This is a genomic window from Microbacterium sp. M (assembly GCF_045181065.1).
Classification (GTDB): domain Bacteria; phylum Actinomycetota; class Actinomycetes; order Actinomycetales; family Microbacteriaceae; genus Microbacterium.
On sequence record NZ_CP173721.1, the window covers coordinates 3,223,875 to 3,243,751 of the forward strand.

Here is a 19,877-nt window from a genome sequence, read left to right on the forward strand (position 1 = left end):
GCGGGGATCACGCCGTCGCCGGCGTTGACTGAGGGGGTGAGGACTGCTTGTTCGCCGCGGCGAGCGCCGCGTTCTTCGAGCGCGTGATGCGCTGCTGGGCCTGGTCGAGCATCACAGCGAGGATGATGACTGCGCCCTTGATCGCGATCTGCCAGAACGTCGAGACGCCGACAAGCACGAGTCCGTCGCTGAGGAAGCCGATGACGAACGCACCGATCAGGACGCCGCGGACGTTGCCCCGACCGCCCGTCAGCGCCGCCCCGCCGATCACGACGGCCGCGATCGCGTTGAGCTCGAACGTCTCGCCGAGCTGCGGTGCCGCGCTGGTGAGTTCGGACGAGATGATCAGGCCCGTGGTCGCCGCGCAGAAGCCGCTGATCATGTAGACGCGCAGCTTGACCTTCTTCACCGGCACGCCGGACAGCTCCGCCGCCCGCTCGTTGCCGCCCGTCGCGTACACCCAGCGTCCGAACGGCGTCTTGCGCAGCACCAGCGAGGCGATCAGGGCGAACACCACCATGATCCAGATCGCGGTCGGGATGCCGAGGATGCGCCCGCCTCCGATCAGGAGGAACCCCTGGTTGCCGAGCTCCTCCGTGCCGGCGAGCTTCGGATACGTCGTCCCGTTGGAGATGAGCAGTGCCGCCCCTCGGGCGACGTAGAGCATGCCGAGGGTGGCGATGAAGGGGGCGACGTTGAACTTCGTCACGAGGATGCCGTTGATGAAGCCGACGAACGTGCCGACCGCGAGCGCCACGACCACGACGAACCAGACCTGCGGGTACGCGACGATGTCGAACACCGTCAACTGCCACCCCTGCAGGAGCGTTCCGGCGACGACGCCCGACAGGCCGACCGTCGACCCGACGGACAGGTCGATGCCGCCCTTGAGGATGACGAACAGCATCCCGAGCGCCAGGATGCCGTTGTACGCGACGTGCTTGGTCATCGTCACGAGGTTGCTGAAGGTGAGGAACGAGTCCGACAGCAGCGCGAAGATGATGATCAGCACGATCAGCGCGATGAACGCGCGGCCCTCGAGCAGCAGCGAACCGATGTCGACGTTCTGCATGCGGTTCCGCCGGACGGCGGTGTTCTCGTCGGTCATTGCGCGCTCCCTGCGGCTTCGTCGGTGTGCGATTCCCCGGAGGCGACCATGAGGTCCTCGCGGGTGGAGTTCTTGGGGTCGAGTTCGCCGACGATCCGGCCCTTCGACATCACGATGACGCGGTTGGAGACGCCGAGCGCCTCTCCCACCTCACTGGTCGCGAAGAGCACGGCGAGCCCTCGGCGCGCCTCGCGCGCCATGAGCGCGAAGATCTCGGCCTTGGCTCCGACGTCGATACCGCGGGACGGCTCGTCCAGCAGGATCACCCGCGGCTCGGTCATGAGCGTCTTGCCGATCACGACCTTCTGCTGGTTGCCTCCGGACAACGAGGTGATCGACGCATTCGGGCCCGCGGCCTTCACCCTCACGTCGGCCATGCTCCGCGCGACCGCTTCGCGCTGGCGGCGAGAGCGGATCCAGCCCATCGGCGCGAACGAGAGCAGGCTCGACAGAGCGGTGTTCTCGCCGACGGACATCGTCTGCACCAGTCCGTCGCGCTGACGATCCTCCGGGACGAGCGCGAGACCCGAGGCGATCCGGTCTCCGATCGTCTGCGACGCCAGCGGCTCGCCGTGGATCAGCACCTCGCCGCGCTGGATCGGCGAGCGCCCTGCGAGCGCTTCGAGCAGTTCGGTTCGCCCGGCTCCCATGAGCCCGTACAGACAGACGATCTCGCCTTCGCGCACCTCGAGGTCGAAGGTGTCGACCGCGAGCCGGCTGGGATTGGCCGGGTCGGCGACCGTCACGCCCTCCAACGACAGCGCGACGGCGCCGAACTCGTCGAGCAGGTCGGGTGCCAGGTCGTCCGCAGCACGGCCGACCATGTTCGAGATGACCCAGTTCAGATCGATATCGGCGCGGTCGCCCGTGGCGACGAGGGCACCGTCGCGGAAGACGACGGCGTGGTCGGCGATCTCCAGCGCCTCTTCCAGGTGGTGGGAGATGTAGACGATCGCGACGCCTTCGTCCGTCAACTCACGGATCAGCGAGAACAGCACCTCGACTTCACTGCCGCTCAGGGCCGACGTCGGCTCGTCCATGATGAGCACTCGCGCCTCGCCCGCCAGAGCGCGGGCGATCTCGACGACCTGCTGCTGCCCGAGCCGCAGATCTCCGATCAGCGTCTTCGGATCGAGGTCCTCGGCGAGGCGCCGCATGAGCTCTCGCGTCTTCGCGGTCTCGGCCCTGTCGTCGACGAGGATGCCGCCGCGCGTGTATTCGCGACCCATGAAGATGTTGTCCTTGATGCTGAGGTTCGGCGCCAGGCTCAGCTCCTGGTGGATGATCGCGATGCCGCGGCGGGCGGCATCGACGGTGTTCTCGAGGACGATCTCCTCACCGCGCAGTTCGAGGATGCCGGCGGTCGGCGTCTCGACGCCGGACAGGATCTTCATGAGCGTCGACTTGCCTGCGCCGTTCTCTCCGAACAGCACCGTGACGGCGCCGGAGCGGATGTCGAAGTCCACGCCCTTCAGCGCATGCGTCGCCCCGTAGACCTTGGAGATGCCGCGAGCGCTCATGACGACCGTGTCGTCGGCGACGGCATCGACCAGTGCGGCCATCACTCGACCTCGATCGCGACGGGGACGACGGAGACCAGCGCCGGGTTCACGCGCGTGAAGGCTCCGGTCACCGTGATCGTCTGCCCCTCCGAGATCGGACCGACTTCTGCGAGCATTCCGTCGCGGACACGGTTGTTGAATTCGGTGGCGACCTCCTGGAACTCGAGCTGGTTCGTGAAGTCGTTGAACGAGACGGTTCCGGTCACGTCGCGCAGCGCCGTGCCGTTCAGAGCGGGCCCGATCTGGATCTGCACGGCCGTTTCAGCAGGAACGCCCTCGACCGTGACCGGCAGGATCGAGCCGTTCTGCAGCCCGGCCGTCGCGGTGAACGTCACGGGGAAGCTGTACGAGCTGCCGGCACCCGGCGCGTACCCGAACTCCCCCTCATCGACGCCGGCCTCGAGGTCGGCGAGCAGGGTGGTCAGGTCGACGGCGTCCTCCTCGATCTGCGGGACGATCTCGCTGTCGAACCGCTCGTCGGCGTAGGTCACGGGGTCGAAGCTGCCGGCGCTCGCGCTCGCCTCGGCATCCTCGATCGAGACGTACGTCGTCGTGGCGAGGCCGATGCCTGCCACGGCCAGAAGGGCAACGGTGATCGGGATCCAGGCCTTGATCCTGGGTCGACGCGCCGTCGCGTTCATAGGCTGCTCCTTCGCAGGTCTGCGGTCGGATGCCGCGACTCGGGCGTCGCAATACATCAACCGGTTGACCAAAAGGTAGCAGGGAACGGCGAGAGGCGGAACCCCTTGATCGGATCGTTATTGCGACTCCGAGGGCCCCTCGCGCCAGACCCGCACGTCCCATCCGCGCAGCACGATGTCGCCTGCGATCTCGTGCACGTCGTCGTCCAGGACGGACGACAGCACACGATCGACGTGCACCGTGCACTCCTGCGGAGACCAGTTGTGGACGACCCACACGCGGCCCCGCTCCCCCACCAGCGAATGCGCCGTCACGACGTCCGGCTGATCGACGAGCGGCGAGACCACCCGCGATGCCGACGCCGCGACATGCGCGACGATGCCCCTCAGCGTCTGCCGGTCGAGCAGCGCGCCCACGACGGCGATCACCCCGTCCCCGACCTCACGGCGCACCGCCGCCGCCCACCGACCGAAGTGCGGATGCCGGTAGCGCAGCAGCACCTCGGCATCCTGATCGATGACGTCGAGCGCATCCATCCAGCCGTGCGCCCGACCAGAGATCGTACCGAGACGCACTGAGTCCGCCTCGACAGGGACGGGTTCCGCCAGCGCTGCGAATTCCTGGTACCGCACACCGGCGAGCGGACCGAGCACCGTCGGCGCCTGCGCCTGACGCATGCGGCCCAGATCGTCCGCGTATCCCGTGCGGGGACCGACGATGAGCCGGCCACCGAGCCGCGCATACTCCGCGAGCGTCTCCAGCGTCCGATCGGATGCCGCGATGAGCCCGGCCGCGATCAGCACCGGGAAGCGGTCGAGCAGGTCGGACGCCGACGGCAGCTGCCGCTCGTTCACGTACCCGACCTGCAGCCCCGCATCGATCGCGGCCCGCCCGAAGTCTCCGACGATCCGGGCGTACGCCTTCCGATCCGGCGCGTCCGTGCCTGGCACCGCGAGCGGCGGTTCGAAAGCCATCATCCACTCGCTGTCGTGGGCGTAGACGATCCCGACGTCGGCATCCGGCTCCGCATCGGCCACCCATTCGGCGGCCTGAGCGAACTGCCGTCCGATACCGGCGATCTCGTCGTAGATGCGCCCGGGTTCCAGGTCGTGACCGAGAACCCCACCCCAGTGCACCTCGTGACCCGAGTGCAGCGTGTGCCAGTGCCAGTAGGAGACGAGCCGCGCCCCACGGGCGGCCAGAAGCCAGGCCGCCTGCGCGAGCTGGCCGTCGTACGGCGGGCGCGTGAGCCAGGCATTGCCGATCGATGCAGCGCCGGTCTCGGTCACGAGGAATCCGCCGCTCGCCTCCGCCCGGTCGAATCCGGTCGCCCGCATCCGGTCGGCCATGAGGATGAGCTGCGGCACATCGTCGGCGTACCACTGACCGCCCGCACCGTCGACGGACAGGTCGAGGGCATCCTGCGCAAGGTAGTACGCATTGCCGCTGGCGATGTCGAGGTGAGCGCCGACCGCGACGTCGTCCATGGCGGGGCGCTGATACGCGATGCAGGTGGTGAGGAACGTGTCTTCCGCGACCAGCTCGCGGGCGATGCCGGCCTGCCACCCGAGGAAGTCCGCCGTGAGTTCGGCCTGGAACCGCCGCCAGGCGAGATCGTACGCCGGTGTCGTGTTGCCACCCGGCGCCCACAGCTCCTCCCACTCGGCGATGCGGTGCGACCAGTACGCCAGCCCCCACTCGCGGTTGAGCGTCTCGACGTCGCCGTACTGCTCCGCCACCCGCTCCCGGAATCGTGCGACGACGTGGTCGTTGTGAATGAGGTGCAGCCCCGCCTCGTTGTCGAGCTGGATCCCGACGATCGCCGGATGCCGGCCGTGCGCGCCGAGCACCGCCCTGATCACCCGTTCGGCGTATCCGCGGAACAGCTCCGACGTGTAGTCGACCTCCTGCCGCCCGCCCCACGGCACAGGGGCACCGTCCTTGCGGACCACGGCGAGCTCGGGATGCTTGCGCGCCAGCCACGGCGGAATCGCGTACGTGGGGGTTCCGAGGATCACGTCGATGCCGTGCGCGGCGGCGCCGTCCAGGATCGGCGTCATCCAGTCCAAATCGAACACGCCGTCCTGCGGCTCCCAGGTGGACCACACGGACTCGCCGACGCGGATGCTGGTGATGCCGGCATCCGCCATCAGCCGGAGGTCCGTCTCCAGACGCGACGGGTCGGGAAGGTATTCGTTGTAGTACGCGACACCGAGGCGGGGTCCTCCGCGCCAAGCCCGCAGTCGATCCGTATCCGCGGTCATGTCAGGCCTCGACTCGTCGGATGCGCAGGGCGATCGCCTCGCCCACCGGCAGCGCGATCGGCGCGGATGCCCGATCGTAGGCGTCGTTGCGCTGGACGTCATCGAGCGTGAAACGCCGGTCGACCGGGGTGACGGTCATGTTCCAGGTGTCGATGACGTCGACCTCGAAGACGTCGCCTGCTTCGGGCCTCTCGCCCGGCACGCCGATCGGCAGCCGGAACGTCCAGGTCGCCGGCGCCGAGCGCCCGAGGTACTGGACGTACTCCTGACGCGGAACACCGGCGACGTAGGCCGGATCGTCCCACTTGTCGATCGGGTCCAGACCGGGTCCGTCGACCTCCTCGAGGATGCCGCGCAGGAACGCCAGCCGCGCCGGTGACTCTCCCTTGAGCGATCCACCCTCGACCATGTGGAGGCTGCCGGTCTCGGTGAGGAAGCTCTCTCCGTGCGAGGCGTAGCATCCGGCGACCGTGGTGATCCAGAACTGGTCGACGAGTTCGCGCGCATCCAGATTCCCCCACCGCTCGGGGATATCGCCCTCGTACTTGATCTCGTCGAGGACGACCGGCTTGCCCCACACGTCGCGGTAGAGGTTCGCGCGGCCGAAGTCCGTGGTGGCCGAGCCGTTCTGCACGGATGCATGCGTGACCCACGGCTGACTGTTGTCGTACAGCTCGATCCAGTTGTGGATGGAGCGCAGATGATCGCCGGGGTCGATCTCGGCGAGCAGTTCGCCCGTGCGGTCCCACCGTTCGTCGGGGCGCTCGAGCTGGTCGAACTCGTTGCACAGCGACCACCACACGTGCGGGTGCGCGGCCAGCCGCGCGACGAGGTAGCGCAGGTAGACGGCGTCCTCCTCCTCGGTGAGCTCGTTCAGTCCGAACTGCCCGCGGTCGTACGCGTTGTAGATCAGGACGTCGGCCTGGATGCCGCGCGCACCGAGCACTTCGACCGCACGGTCGAGGCGCTGGAAGAACTCCGGAACGGGCCGCGTGACGTCCCACCTCCCGTCCGTCTTCTCGAACGGCATCAGCGTCGGCTCGTGCTCGACGTACCCGCCGCCCTGCGGGAACACCATGAAGCGGAACTTGTTGAATCCGGCCTCCGCGATCGCGTCCACGGTCTGGGAGAACAGCGGCTCGTCCTGGTGGAGCCAGTTGTACGCCGTCGCACCGATCGGACGGAACGGCGTGCCGTCGGAGTGCGCGAAGTGGAATCGGTGCGCGACGCGCACGGGGCCGCGCGAGGTGCCGCGGGTGACGCTGAACGATCCGGATCCGACATCCACCGGAGTCTGGGCATCCACGACCTCCCAGGTCCACTCGCCTTCGGTCGGAGGGGCGAATCGCGCACGATAGGTGGTGCCGCCGTCCCAGAAGCCGGGCACTGTGACGTCCTCGGAGCCGGCCAGCCGGAAGCGGACGCTCAGCGGCGCGCCGGCCGCGCCGGGCAGCCGCTCGCTCCCCTCGAAGACGAGCTCGACGGGGAGATACAGCTCATGGGACATCGTCGTCATCCTCCGACACTAGGTGAAACCGGGCAACCAGTTGAAACGTTATCAAACTTGTGCATAATCTTGTTGCAGTGAATGCATATGCATCCACAACGGGATGGGATGCCATGAAGAACCAAGACGCCATCGACCGCCGAGCGGTCATCGCACGCCACCGCATCCGCCGAACCGAGATCGACGCCGAAGCACCGATGAGCGTCGGCAACGGCGAGTTCGCCTTCACCGCGGATGCGACCGGCCTGCAGACCTTCGCCGACTGGCACAGCCGGGCGGCCGCGCGCGCCGCCGACCGCAGCGCGACGCCCCTCGGAACGCAGAGCCAGTGGGCGTTCCACTGGGCGCCGAACCCCGACGGCGTGACCCTCGAGGACACGATGGAGCCGTTCGCGCGGCCGGACGGCGCGATCGTGACGCACCCGACCGCCTACGACTGGCGACTGACGGAGGCGCAGGCACGGGAGCAGCAGCCTGCGGGCTACTACTACTGGGTGAACCCGCAGCGTCTGCACCTCGGGCGTCTCGCGTTCCGCATCACGGACCCGACGACCGGGCATGTCGTCGACGATCCAGGACAGCTCACAGACACCGAGCAGGTGCTCGATCTCTGGACCGGCACGCTCGAGAGCGCATTCTCGGTCGGGGGGAAGCGGACCACCACGACGACCGCCGTGCATCCCGTGCGCGACCTGCTCGCCGTCTCCTCGCACTCCGAGCTCTTCGCCGCCGGCGCCGCCACCGTGCGTCTCTCCTTCGCCAGCATCCAGGACACGTGGGAGGCGGACGAGGACTGGTCGCGACCGGACGGGCATGAGAGCGTCATCACGGTCCTCCCCGACGGCACCGTCGAGATCTCGCGGCAGGTCGACGCCGCATCCTATTCGGTGCGGTTGCGCGCCAGGGGATGCCGGGTCGAGGTGCCGGAGCCTCACGTCGTCGAGCTCGTGCCGGAGACCGACCGGATCGAACTCGTGGTCGAGTTCACGCCGACGGAATCGACCGCACCGCTGCCGTCCGCACGGGACGTGTTCGATGCCGCCGCCGCGCACTGGGAGGCGCACTGGACGACGGGCGCCTTCATCGATCTCGACGGATCGACCGATCAGCGCGCGGCGGAACTCGAACGGCGCATCGTCCTGTCCCAGTACCTCACGGCCATCCAGTGCGCCGGCTCCCTGCCTCCCCAGGAGAGCGGGCTGGTGTGCAACTCCTGGGGTGGCACGTTCCACTTGGAGATGCACTGGTGGCATGCCGCGCACTTCGCCCTGTGGGGCCGGCCTGCCCTTCTCGAGCGCAGCCTGGCCTGGTACCGCGAGATCCTCCCCACGGCCCGCGCCAACGCCGCGCGGCTGGGGTACCCTGGGGCGCGCTGGCCCAAGCACGTCGGTCCGGAGGGGATCGAGAGCCCGAACGAGATCGGCCCGCTCCTGGTCTGGCAGCAGCCCCATCCGATCTCCTATGCCGAGCTCGTGTACCGCGCGAACGACGACGACCCCGACGTGCTCGAGCAGTACGCGGACCTGGTGGACGAGACCGCGGAGTTCCTCGCCGCCCTGCTCTGGTGGGAGGAGGGCACGGCCCACCTGGCCCCTCCGATCATGCCGGCGCAGGAGCGCTACGACGCCGCGACGACGTGGGATCCGACGTTCGAGCTGGCCTACGTGTGGTGGGGGCTCACCACGGCATCCGAGTGGCGACGCCGGCGAGGCGCCGACGTTCCGACGCACTGGCAGCACGCCATCGAGGCGATCGCGCCGCTGCCGGTCTCCGCGGAGGGCCGCTATGAGGCCGTCCGCGGCGACACCTCGCTGATCGATCACCCGTCCCTCCTCGGAGCATTCGGCTTCGTGCCGCCGACGCCGCTCGTCGACGCCCCGACTATGTCGCGCACGCTCGACATGGTGCTCGACGAGTGGGACTGGAACGCCACCTGGGGCTGGGACTATCCGCTGATCGCGATGTGCGCCACGCGGCTCGGACGCCTCGACGTCGCGTTCGATTCCCTGCTGCGCCCCCTGCCTCGCAATCGCCACCTCTCCAATGGGCACAACTTCCAGGTGCCCAACCGTCTCCCGCTGTATCTCCCCGGCAACGGCGGCCTGCTCGCTGCGGTCGCGATGCTCGCGTCCGACGACGACGGACGACCGCGCACCGACCTCCCCGACGGGTGGCGCCTGCGCGCCGAAGGATTCCCTGCTCGCCCAGGACGCGTCGACGCGACGGAGACACGATCATGACCGCATCCGCCGACCCGCTGTCCCCGCTCCGCCCCACGGTCAAAGAGCCCGAGCTCGTCTTCGCCCCCTCGCTGCTCCCCGGCGACTGGCGCAGTCACGGCGTCGACTGCCCGTTCCCGTTCCGGGCGGGCGGACGTCTCGGTATGACGATGGTCGGCTGGGACGGTCGCGGGTACCAGACCGGACTGGCCTGGTACGACGGCGAACGATGGTCCGAGCCGGAGCTGGTGTTCCGCCGCGACCCCGACTCACCGCACCGCAGGCACAACGCAGCCCTGACGTCCCTGCTGCGCGATCCCGACCTCTTCGGCACCGGCGAGCTGCAGGAGATCGACGGCTGGTACTACGGCACCTTCCACGCGTATCCGGAGGCGGGCTACGAAGAGGGATCGGCCGTCATCGGGTTCGCCCGCAGCCGCGACCTCGTGCACTGGGAGGAGACCGGCGGACTCCTGCGCCCCGAGGAGGGCGGCACGTGGGAGCGCGGGGGCCTGTACAAGTCGTGGCTGATGCGTCACGACGACCGGTTCTGGCTGTTCTACAACGCCAAGGACAGGGCCACGGGCGCCTGGGTCGAGCAGACGGGCGCCGCCGTCTCGGACGATCTCATCAGCTGGACCAGAGTCTCCGACGAGCCGCTGCTGCCGATCGGGCGCCCTGGCGCACCGGACGATCGGTTCGCCTCCGATCCCTGCGTGCTGCGGATGGACGACGGACTCTGGGCGATGTTCTACTTCGGACTCCGCTCGGGCGGGCCGGCGGTCGACCTCCTCGCCACCTCGCCCGATCTGCTGCGCTGGACCAAGGATCCCGTTCCGCTGATCGAGCCGGGCGCACCGGGCTCGATCGACGACTGGCACGCGCACAAGCCGGGCGTCATCCGCACCGGCGACCGCCTGGAGCACTACTACTGCGCCGTTCAGCGACGGCACGAACCCGTGCGGATCGGCGAGGATCTCCGGCCCGAGATGCGCGGGATCGCCCTCGCATGGTCGCCGCTGGCCCGCTGAGAGTCAGCCGCGCGGGAAGCCCAGCGTGCTCCGCCGCGCCACCAGGATCGGCTCGAGTTCGCGGTGCAGCTCGGCCGGCGAGCGCTGCTCCATCGTCTCGAAGAGGGCGTCGACCACGATCTCACCGACGTCGCGGTGCCGTCGACTGATGCTGGACAGCGGGATGAGGGAGGCCTCGGCGAACTCGTTGTCGTCGTATCCGATCAGCGCGAGGTCCTCGGGGACCCGCACACCGCGCCCGATCAGTTCCTGAAGGATGCCGAGGGCCAGCAGGTCGTTGACCGCGAAGACCCCGTCAGGGCGCTCGGCCGCGGACATCTCCGCGATCACCGCTCCGGCCTCGCGACCGGCGGCCACCGACCGTTCGGCCACGACGATCTCGGTCAGTCCGACGCCGTGCTCCTCCGCCGCGGCATCCGCTCCGGCACGACGGGCCGCGACCTGCACGATCCCGGCCGGACCGCCGACGAAAGCGATCCTGCGGCACCCGGCATCCCGGAGATGCTCGACGGCCTGGCGTCCGCCGGAGAACTCATTCACCGAGACCGAAGGCTGCTCGGCCGAGGTCGCGCGTTGCCCGACGAGCACGGAGGGCGTCCCTCGTCTGCGCAGCAGGGCGAGCCGGTCCTCGACCGGGTGATGCGAAGCGACCAGCAGCCCGCGGACGTGATGCTGGGCGAAGGCATCGAGGTATGTGTCCTCCTGCCGCGGATCCTCCTGCGCGTCGGCGATGAAGACGGACAGCCCGAGTTCCGTCGCCCTCGCCTGCACGCTCGTGGCGATCTCACCGAAGTGCGGGTTGCCGATATCGGATGCGAGGTAGCCGATCACCGAACTGACCCCCATCCTCAGCTGGCGGGCCGCATTGCTGGGCACGAATCCGAGGTCCGCGATCGCGTCGGTGACGCGTGCGGCCATCGCCTTCGACAGCCGATCGGGATGGTTCAGGAAGTTGGAGACGGTGCCGACGGACACGCCGGCGCGTGCTGCGACCTCTCGAATCCCCGCTGGCGTCATGAGCGCCAATCATAGGCGGCACGGAACCCCAGCCGCTCACGGATCCGGCGCGTGGACATGAGGGACTCGAACTCGCCGAGGTCATCGGCGACGGGCGTGCCGGGGAACCAGCGGGCGGCCAGCTCGCGCGACGGTGCGTCGCACCCGGAGTCGGGAGCGGCGACGTTGTAGACCTCGTAGCCGGGCTGTGCGGCTTCCAGCGCCAGGGCGACCGCGAGGGCGCCGTCCCGCGCGTCGACCCATGACCCGAGCAGATCACGGCGATAGTCCGGCTCGCCGGCACGTTCGAACGTCCCGTACTCGCCCTCCGCCACCACATTGGTGAACCGCAGTGCGGTGATCGAGGCATCCGGATGCCAGCCGACCAGTTGCGCGGCGATCGCCTCCTCCGCGACCTTGCCCAGGCCGTAGGTGTTGTTGGCACTCGTGCAGGACTCGTCCACCGGGAGCGACGGCGGAGCATCGTGGAAGGGGAAGCCCATCGCGGTGATGCTCGAGGCCAGCACGATCCGGCGGATGCCGACACGGTGGGCGGCGAAGAGCGCGTTGAACGACACCGTCATGTTGTTCTGGAACGTCGCGGCATCGGGCACCAGGCCGTTGACCGGGATCGCCGCCAGGTGCACCAGAGCGTCGAGGCCGTCGTGCCGGGCGGTGACCGACCCGAAGGCATCGAGCACCTGACCGAAATCAGTGAGGTCGACGCGGGTGAAGCCCGCGCCCGCGGTGCCTGCGAGATCGAATCCGACCACGTCGTGCCCGTCGGAGCGCAATCGTTCGACCGTCGCCCTGCCGAGCTTCCCACCGCTTCCCGTGACACCGATCCGCATGCGGTACCTCCCTGATCATGGCTCCGCTCCGCCGACTTGAAACGTTTCGAAATGGATGCCACACTCACTGTACACGCACCCTCTGGAGGACCGGAATGGCCGTCATCGTCGACGCACCCCGTATCGAGCACCACCGCGAACCGCTCGGCATCGGCGAACGGATGCCGAGGTTGTCCTGGCGCATCTCCGCCGCTCCAGAGGGGTGGCGGCAGAGCGCCTACCGGGTGGACGTCGACCGCGACGGCATCCGTCGCTCGTATGAGATCGAAAGCCCGGAGCAGGTGCTGGTGGCCTGGCCCGGCGACCCTCTCGATTCGCGTGACATCGTCACCGTCGCGATTGCGGTCCGCGGCGAGGACGGCGCGTGGTCGGAGACCTCCGAACCCACGACCCTGGAGACGGGCCTGCTCGCCCCGGAGGACTGGATCGCCCGGCCCGTCGGCGCGATCCGCAATGAGAATCCGCACTCCGACGAGCGGCGGCCGTCGCTCGTGCGGAAGGCGTTCGACGTGCGCGAAGGTCTGGTCCGCGCACGCCTGTACGCGACCGCGCACGGGGTCTACGAGGCCGAGGTCAACGGCACCAGGGTGGGCAACGACGCGCTCTCCCCCGGTTGGACGGTCTACGGCGCGCGGCTCAGGTACTACACCTACGACGTCACGGCGGCCCTGTCCCCTGGCGCCAACGCGATCGGCGCCTGGCTCGGCGACGGCTGGTACCGCGGGCGCCTCGGATGGCGCGGCGGATTCCGCAACATCTACGGCACAGATCAGTCCTTCCTGGGCCAGCTCGAGCTCGCCTACGCCGACGGTTCGCGCGAGGTCGTGGCGACCGACGGCACCTGGCGCTCCGCGCCGAGCCCGATCATCGCGAGCGGTCTGTACGACGGCGAGGACTACGACGCCCGCGAAGAGCAGCAGGGCTGGTCCTCGCCCCGGTTCGACGACTCCGCCTGGGAGGGCGTGCAGGAGCGCCACCGCGACACCGCGACTCTGGTCGCCCCCACCGCACCACCGGTACGGGCGACGCAGGAGCTGCGGCCCATCGAGGTGCTCACAGGCCCGAGCGGATCCCGCATCCTGGACTTCGGACAGAACCTCGTCGGACGCGTCCGCATCCGTGTCTCAGGCGAAGCGGGGACGACCGTCACGCTGCGCACGGCCGAGGTCCTGCAGGACGGCGAGATCTACACCCGCCCCCTGCGCGCGGCGCGCTCGAGCGACAACTACACGCTCGCCGGCCGAGACGTCGAGGAGTGGGAGCCGCGGTTCACGTTCCACGGGTTCCGCTACGTCGAGGTGACCGGCTGGCCGGGCGACCTGGATGCGGATGCCGCGGCCGGTGCCCTCATCGCCCGCGTGCTTCATACCGATCTGGAACGCACCGGTTGGTTCGAGTCCTCCGATCCGGCGCTGAACCGCCTGCACGAAAACGTCGTGTGGGGCATGCGCGGCAATTTCGTCGACATCCCGACGGACTGCCCGCAGCGCGACGAGCGGATCGGGTGGACGGGCGACATCCAGGTGTTCGGCCCGACCGCCGCGACGCTCTTCGACGTGTCGGGGATGCTCTCCGGATGGCTCCAGGACGTCGCGATCGAGCAGCTGCCCGATGGCACGGTGCCCTGGTACGTCCCGGTGATCCCCGCGGTCGACAAGTGGACACCGATCCGTCCGGGCGCTGCCTGGGGCGATGTCGCGACCCTCCTGCCCTGGACGCTCTACGAGCGGTTCGGCGACGTCGGCGTGCTGCGCACCCAATTCGACAGCGCGCACCGCTGGGTGGATCTGCTCGAGCGACTGGCCGGCTCATCTCGCCTGTGGGATACCGGCTTCCAGCTCGGCGACTGGCTCGACCCTGCCGCACCGCCGGAGGATCCGGCCGACGCCCTCACCGACCGCTACCTCGTCGCGACGGCGTACTTCGCGAAGTCGGCGCGCACTGTGGCGCGGATGGCCGAGGCGCTCGGGCTCGAAGCCGAGCGCGTGCACTACGACACACTCGCCGATGAGGTGGCTGCGGCTTTCCTCACGGCTTACGTCAACGCCGACGGCACGATGACCAGCGACGCGCAGACCGCGTACGCACTCGGCCTGCGCTTCGATCTCCTCACGGATCCGGAGCTTCGGGATGCCGCGGCGACCCGTCTGGCGCAGCTCGTGCGCGAAGCGGGCAATCGCATCGCGACCGGATTCGTCGGCACGCCGCTCGTCTCGGATGCGCTCAGCGGTAGCGGACAGCTGGACGCCGCGTACGACCTGCTGCTCGAGCGCGAATGCCCGTCCTGGCTCTACCAGGTCGAGCAGGGCGCGACGACGGTATGGGAGCGCTGGGACTCGCTGCTGCCGGACGGCACCGTGAACCCGGGGCAGATGACCTCGTTCAACCACTACGCCCTCGGCGCGGTCGCCGACTGGATGCATCGCGTCGTCGCCGGCCTCGCACCCGAGACTCCCGGCTACCGCCGCATCCGCTTCGCACCGCGGCCGGGCGGCGGGCTCACCTCGGCATCCGCACGTCAGATCACGGCGTACGGCGAAGCATCGATCGCGTGGCGCATCGAGGACGATCGACTGCACGTCGACCTGCGGGTTCCGATCGGTGCGGATGCCGTGATCGACCTACCAGGCAGTGACGAGGAGATCATCGGGGCGGGGAAGCACACCCGCACGATCACCCTCCCCTGACGACCTGTCAGGGGAGCTGGATGTCGGCACTGGCGCCGCGGCCGCAGACTGAATATCCTTTCGTAAGCGAATCCTCAATCGGATCGCCACGATCGGAGGTCTCGTGTCCCTTCCCCGCTACACCCGCCCCGCCGACGGGCAGGTCCGCCTGCTCACGAAGGTCGCGCGGATGTACCACGAGCGCGGCATCCGTCAGGCCGACATCGCCACCGCCCTCAATATCTCACAGGCCAAGGTCTCGCGGTTGCTGAAACGAGCGGAGGCGGTCGGTATCGTCCGCACGATCGTGACGGTCGCCCCCGGCGTGCACGCCGAGCTCGAAGAGCGCCTCGAAGAGCGGTACGGCCTCTCTGAAGCGGTCGTCGTGGACGTCGCGCCCGATGCGGACGAACGGGAACTGCTCGCCTCGCTGGGCGCCGGGGCCGCTGCGTACCTGGAGGCGACCCTGTCGGGTGCCGACCGCATCGGCGTCTCCTCGTGGAGCCAGACCATCCTCGCCATGGTCGACCGGATGCGACCCTTCACCGTTCGCGGCGCGACCGAGGTCGTACAGCTGCTCGGCGGCGTCGGTGCGCCCGAGGCGCAGAGTCACTCGAATCGCATCCTCGGCGAGCTCGCCCGCACGCTCGGCGCGGAACCCGTCTATGTGCAGGCGCCCGGCGTCGTCGCCGACGCCGGGATCCGCGACAGCCTGTTGTCGGACCCGTCGATGCAGGAGGTCAGCAGGCACTGGAACGAGCTCACGATGGCGATCATGGGCATCGGCAGCATCGAGCCGTCCGACGTGCTCGCCACGAGCGGCAACGCCTTCGCCGCCGAGGAGCGCGAGGGACTGCTCGACCAGGGTGCCGTCGGCGACATCTGCCACCGCATCTTCCGCTCGGACGGCTCCCGCGTCCGTGGCGCCCTGGACGACCGCATCATCGCGATCACCGTCGAGAACCTGCTTCGGATCCCGCGACGCGTGGGCATCGCCGGCGGCGAGCGCAAGCTCGAAGCGATCCACGGGGCTCTCGCCGGCGACTGGGTGACGACACTGGTCACCGACCTGCGCACCGCCGAGGCGCTCGCGGAGCGCTGAACAGGAGACATCGGAAGGCCTCCCGCCAAGAAGCTGTCTCGCTTCTCGACGGGAGGCCTTTGCCGTTCGCTGCTACTTCGAGGCGTCCCAGGCCGTCTGGTAGATCTCGACGTAGCGCTCACTGCCGTTCGAGACGAGTGCATCCTGGAATGCCTGCCAGTCGTCATCGCTCTCGATGTCGCGCACACCGGTCACGAACTCGGCACTGGCCTGCTGCACGAGGGTCTCGATGTTCGTCTGCACGGTCGACAGCTCGGAGGAGTCATCCTCGGAGATCCAGAGGTTCCAGTACGGGAAGGCCTCCTCCGGGCTGTTCGCCGCGTACGGCTCGGTGGCCTCGAACAGACGCCGGTCGTACCCGGCGAGATCGTAGATGTCCTCCGACACCACCTGCGCGCCACGGAACTCCGTGCTGCCGTAGTACTGCGCGAGCGGACCCCAGGCCACATTGGCGTTCTGCGTGGCCTCGGCCCCGCTCAGGCGGTGACGCAGATACAGCGGCTCGAGCGACTCGTCCAGCGCGACATCGCCGGCGGCGGGCCGGTCCCATGCGACACCTTCCTCGCCCCACTCGGCGCGGAGGTGGTTGTCGTAGTCGATCATCCAGTCGACGATCTTCACGAGCTTCGCAGCATCCGCATCGCTGGCGTTGTTCGTGATGACGAGCGACGCGCCCGGCACCGACGACAGCAGCTCGGAAGCCGGCGAACCGTTCGGTCCGGTGAGCGGCGCGACCGGGTCGTACTGCTTGTCGCGGCCGTCCTCCTGCCCGATCGTGACGAAGACGCCGGGGTGCCCGACCGTCGCCGCCCCGAGGATCGGATCGCCCGCGACGTCACCGAGCGCCAGAAGTGCGTCCTGGTTCTGCGTGAACGCGGACTCGTCGACGAGACCGTCGTCGTAGAGCGAGCTCACGAAGCGCAACCCGTCGCGCCAGCCGTCGGACGTCGGCTGCAGCGTCACCGTGTCGCCGTCCAGAGCCAGGGACGCCGGGATCGAAGCATCGGTCGTGGCGGCGGGCACGTAGACGAACGGGTTCATCAGGTACGGCAGCACCGAGTTCGCCCCCGGGGTGCCGGACAGCGGCACCTCGTCGGCCTGGCCGTTGCCGTTGGGGTCCTGGTCGCGGAAAGCGGTCAGCACGGCTCGGAGCTCGTCCGGCGTCGTCGGCTGCTCCATGCCCACGGCATCCAGCCACGCCGAGTTCATCCAGAGCTTGGACGGATAGCTGCAGTGGAAACAGTCGTTCCACTGCGGCAGCCCCCAGACCTTGCCGTCCGGCGAGGTGGCCAGCTGCTCCCATTCGGGAGTCTCCTCCCACGCCTTGACGAGATTCGGCGCATTCTCTTCGAGGAGATCGTTCAGCGGCCGGATGACCCCTTGGTTTCCGAACTTGACCAGTTCGGCCTGGGTGAACTGGTCGACCCACGGGATCATGAGGAACGCATCCGGGTAGTTCCCGCTGGCGAGCGCGATCTGGCGCGCCTCGGACGCGGAGCCCGCGTCCCACGTCGTCGTCTCGAACTGGAGGTCGACGTCGAACTCCTCTTCCAGGAAGAGCGTGAACTCGTTCGTGTTGAGATCCGAATCCGCTCCCTGCGGGCTGAAGATCTTGATGACGCCGTCGTCCGGCTCGTCTGCCGGCGGCGAACATGCCGCCATCGTCAGGGCGAGCCCGCCGGCGGCGATCGCGGCCACAGATCGGGTGAAGCGTTTCATGTGTTGCCTCTCTTCATCGTGAGGTGGAAAGCCGCCAGGACCGGGCGTCCCGACGGCCGGGTAGGGATCAGCCCTTCACGGCGCCCAGGAGCAGGCCCTTGGTGAAGTAACGCGCCACGAACGGATAGATGAGCATCATCGGGACCGTGGAGACCACGATGAGCGAGTACTTGAGCAGGTTCGACAACTGCTGTCTCTCCAGCGCCGAGGTCGCATCGCCGCCCGCGTCGTTGTTGAGGATCAGGATGTTCCGAAGCACCAGCTGCAGCGGGTAGAGGCTGTCGTCGCGCAGGTAGATCAGAGCGTCGAAGTAGGAGTTCCACTGCACGATCGCGTACATCAGCGCGATGACCGCGATCATCGGCCCTGACAGCGGCAGGACCACCTTCCACAGGATGCGGAGGTCGCTCGCGCCGTCGATCTCCGCGGCTTCCCTCAGCTCATCGGGGATCGCCGTACGGAAGTAGGTGATCGCGAGGATCGTCGGCCATACCGCGACCGCGTTGGGGATCAGCATCGCCCACCGGGTGTCGAGCATGCCCAGCGACTGCACGACGAGATACGTCGGGATCAGACCGCCGGCGAAGAGCATCGTGAAGACGACGGCGCCGGTGAGCACCTTGCGCCCCACGAAGTCGACCCTCGAGAGCGGATAGGCGATCATCACGGTGAGGGCGACGCTGATGGCCGTTCCGACCACCGTGTAGTACAACGAGTTGCCGAACCCCTTGAGGATCTGCGGGCTGCTCAGCGCGACCTCGTACCCGCGCAGCGTGAAATCGACCGGCCAGAGGAAGACCTCTCCGGCGGACACCGCCGCTGGACTGCTGAACGAGCTCACGACGATGAACCACAGCGGCACCAGCACGACGAGCAGGAAGGTCGTGAGGAGGATGTAGACGCCGACGAGGAAGAACCGGTCGACAGTGGATTCGCGCACCTTGGTCGATCGACCGAGCCGGCGTTGGGCCATCTTCGCGTTGTTCACCACAGTCCGTTCCCCGTCACGCGCTTGGACACGGCGTTCACGCCGAGCAGGAGCACAAGATTGATCACCGAGTTGAAGAGTCCGACGGCCGTGCCGAGGCTGAAGTCGGCGTTCTGGATGCCGATCTTGTAGGTGTAGGTCGCGATGATCTCGGACTGCGAGAGATTGAGAGGATTCTGCAGCAGGAACGCCTTCTCGAAGCCGACGACCATGATGCTGCCGACCGAGAGGATCAGCACGACGACGATCGTCGGCAGGATGCTCGGCAGGTCGACGTGCCAGATCTTCTGGAGCCGGTTGGCCCCATCCATCTTGGCCGCCTCGTAGAGCGCCGGGTCGACGCCTGCCAGCGCCGCCATGTAGATCACCGCCGAGTAGCCGGCGGTCTGCCAGACCTCGCTCCACACGTACACATGCCGGAAGAAGTCCGGCTGAGCCAGGTAGTCGACCGCTGGCAGGCCGAAGAAGCCGGTGACCGTGCTGAGCATCCCGATCCGCGGCGAGAGGATGAGGATCGCCATCGAGACGATGATGACGGTGGAGATGAAGTACGGCGCGTAGGTCACCATCTGCACGGTGCGCTTGAAGAACCGTCCACGGATCTCATTGAGCGCGAGCGCGAGGATGATCGGGATGGGAAGGCTCGCGATCAGGGCGTACAGGCTCAACAGGAACGTGTTGCTGACGATCGTGCCGAACGCCGGGTTGGAGAAGAGCCGCTCGAAATGCTCGAACCCTGCCCAGGCGCTGCCCCAGATGCCCTCGATGACGTTGTAGTCCTTGAAGGCGATGACCGCGTTCGCCATCGGCACGTACTTGAACAGCGCGAAGTACAGCAACGGCGGAATGATGAGCAGGTACAACTGCCAATGCCGTCCGATGGACCTGCGCAGTCTTCCTGGTCGACGCCGCGACGTCTTCCGTCCAGCGCGTCCGCCCGGCGAGGATGCCGTCGCCGACGCCTCCGCCTTCCGCACGCGCGCCGTGGGCGCTTCGACGTCGATCTGCACCACCTCTGAACACTCCTTGTCGATGAACTCGGTCCAGGGCGCCTACCGATGCCCCGTGAGAGCGGGGATGCGCTGAGACCTCGTCGTCCGAAAAATCGATTGTCTGGATCCTAGCCATCGAATCAACGGGGATGCAACCCCGCCTAAATATTCAACCATGGGGTGGGGAATACCTGTGTCGCGAGATCTCGGTCGACAAGGATGTTGCGGAA

The 19,877-nt window shown here is 68.2% G+C and carries 14 protein-coding genes; 4 read left to right on the top strand and 10 right to left on the bottom strand.

Annotation, left to right across the window (positions count from 1 at the left end; all coding sequences use genetic code 11):
* Positions 1 to 7: 7 nt before the first annotated feature.
* The 5 genes from ACI7YT_RS15855 to ACI7YT_RS15875 all read right to left on the bottom strand — a co-directional run bounded on the left by ACI7YT_RS15855 (position 8) and on the right by ACI7YT_RS15875 (position 7,092).
* Positions 8 to 1,108 carry an ABC transporter permease gene (locus ACI7YT_RS15855; RefSeq protein ID WP_406246812.1) on the bottom strand — a complete coding sequence of 367 codons (1,101 nt, stop codon included), beginning with the start codon at positions 1,106 to 1,108 and terminating at the stop codon, positions 8 to 10.
* A complete protein-coding gene (locus tag ACI7YT_RS15860) occupies positions 1,105 to 2,670 on the bottom strand; it encodes a sugar ABC transporter ATP-binding protein (protein WP_406246813.1) in 1,566 nt (521 codons plus the stop codon). The genes ACI7YT_RS15855 and ACI7YT_RS15860 overlap by 4 nt, the downstream gene beginning before the upstream one ends.
* Entirely contained in the window at positions 2,670 to 3,311 is a 642-nt protein-coding gene (locus ACI7YT_RS15865) for a DUF2291 family protein (RefSeq protein ID WP_406246815.1), read from the bottom strand. Before ACI7YT_RS15865 ends, ACI7YT_RS15860 begins: the two co-directional genes overlap by 1 nt.
* Positions 3,312 to 3,428: 117 nt before the next feature.
* On the bottom strand, positions 3,429 to 5,576 hold the full coding sequence (locus ACI7YT_RS15870; RefSeq protein WP_406246817.1) for a beta-galactosidase: 2,148 nt from the start codon (positions 5,574 to 5,576) through the stop codon (positions 3,429 to 3,431).
* Between the two features lies 1 nt (position 5,577).
* Positions 5,578 to 7,092, bottom strand: coding sequence for a DUF4038 domain-containing protein (locus tag ACI7YT_RS15875; RefSeq protein WP_406246819.1), 1,515 nt, complete (start codon positions 7,090 to 7,092; stop codon positions 5,578 to 5,580).
* A gap of 104 nt (positions 7,093 to 7,196) precedes the next feature.
* Here ACI7YT_RS15875 and ACI7YT_RS15880 point away from each other — a divergent pair, with 104 nt between their 5' ends.
* Together ACI7YT_RS15880 and ACI7YT_RS15885 are read left to right on the top strand one after the other, a co-directional pair.
* Positions 7,197 to 9,323: a hypothetical protein gene (locus ACI7YT_RS15880; RefSeq protein ID WP_406246820.1), complete on the top strand. Its 2,127-nt coding sequence runs from the start codon at positions 7,197 to 7,199 to the stop codon at positions 9,321 to 9,323.
* Positions 9,320 to 10,333: a hypothetical protein gene (locus ACI7YT_RS15885; protein ID WP_406246822.1), complete on the top strand. Its 1,014-nt coding sequence runs from the start codon at positions 9,320 to 9,322 to the stop codon at positions 10,331 to 10,333. Before ACI7YT_RS15880 ends, ACI7YT_RS15885 begins: the two co-directional genes overlap by 4 nt.
* 3 nt (positions 10,334 to 10,336) lie before the next feature.
* Here the strand turns inward: ACI7YT_RS15885 and ACI7YT_RS15890 are convergent, their stop codons facing one another.
* Positions 10,337 to 11,350, bottom strand: a complete 1,014-nt coding sequence (locus ACI7YT_RS15890) for a LacI family DNA-binding transcriptional regulator (protein ID WP_406246824.1) — start codon at positions 11,348 to 11,350, stop codon at positions 10,337 to 10,339.
* On the bottom strand, positions 11,347 to 12,180 hold the full coding sequence (locus tag ACI7YT_RS15895) for an NAD-dependent epimerase/dehydratase family protein (RefSeq protein WP_406246826.1): 834 nt from the start codon (positions 12,178 to 12,180) through the stop codon (positions 11,347 to 11,349). Before ACI7YT_RS15895 ends, ACI7YT_RS15890 begins: the two co-directional genes overlap by 4 nt.
* 95 nt (positions 12,181 to 12,275) lie before the next feature.
* Here ACI7YT_RS15895 and ACI7YT_RS15900 point away from each other — a divergent pair, with 95 nt between their 5' ends.
* Together ACI7YT_RS15900 and ACI7YT_RS15905 are read left to right on the top strand one after the other, a co-directional pair.
* On the top strand, positions 12,276 to 14,867 hold the full coding sequence (locus ACI7YT_RS15900; protein WP_406246828.1) for a family 78 glycoside hydrolase catalytic domain: 2,592 nt from the start codon (positions 12,276 to 12,278) through the stop codon (positions 14,865 to 14,867).
* A 103-nt stretch (positions 14,868 to 14,970) separates the two neighbouring features.
* Complete coding sequence (locus ACI7YT_RS15905; RefSeq protein ID WP_406246829.1) at positions 14,971 to 15,948, top strand: sugar-binding transcriptional regulator; 978 nt, start codon at positions 14,971 to 14,973, stop codon at positions 15,946 to 15,948.
* Between the two features lie 72 nt (positions 15,949 to 16,020).
* On the opposite strand, the gene ACI7YT_RS15910 is transcribed toward ACI7YT_RS15905, so the two are convergent.
* The 3 genes from ACI7YT_RS15910 to ACI7YT_RS15920 form a co-directional block, all read right to left on the bottom strand.
* Positions 16,021 to 17,667 (bottom strand): ABC transporter substrate-binding protein, encoded by a 1,647-nt coding sequence (locus ACI7YT_RS15910; RefSeq protein ID WP_406246831.1) that lies wholly within the window; start codon positions 17,665 to 17,667, stop codon positions 16,021 to 16,023.
* Positions 17,668 to 17,734: 67 nt separating this feature from the next.
* Positions 17,735 to 18,640, bottom strand: a complete 906-nt coding sequence (locus ACI7YT_RS15915) for a carbohydrate ABC transporter permease (RefSeq protein WP_406246833.1) — start codon at positions 18,638 to 18,640, stop codon at positions 17,735 to 17,737.
* An 11-nt stretch (positions 18,641 to 18,651) separates the two neighbouring features.
* The gene (locus tag ACI7YT_RS15920; RefSeq protein WP_406246835.1) at positions 18,652 to 19,668 is read right to left on the bottom strand and encodes an ABC transporter permease; all 1,017 of its coding nucleotides are present in this window, start codon (positions 19,666 to 19,668) and stop codon (positions 18,652 to 18,654) included.
* Positions 19,669 to 19,877: the final 209 nt, after the last annotated feature.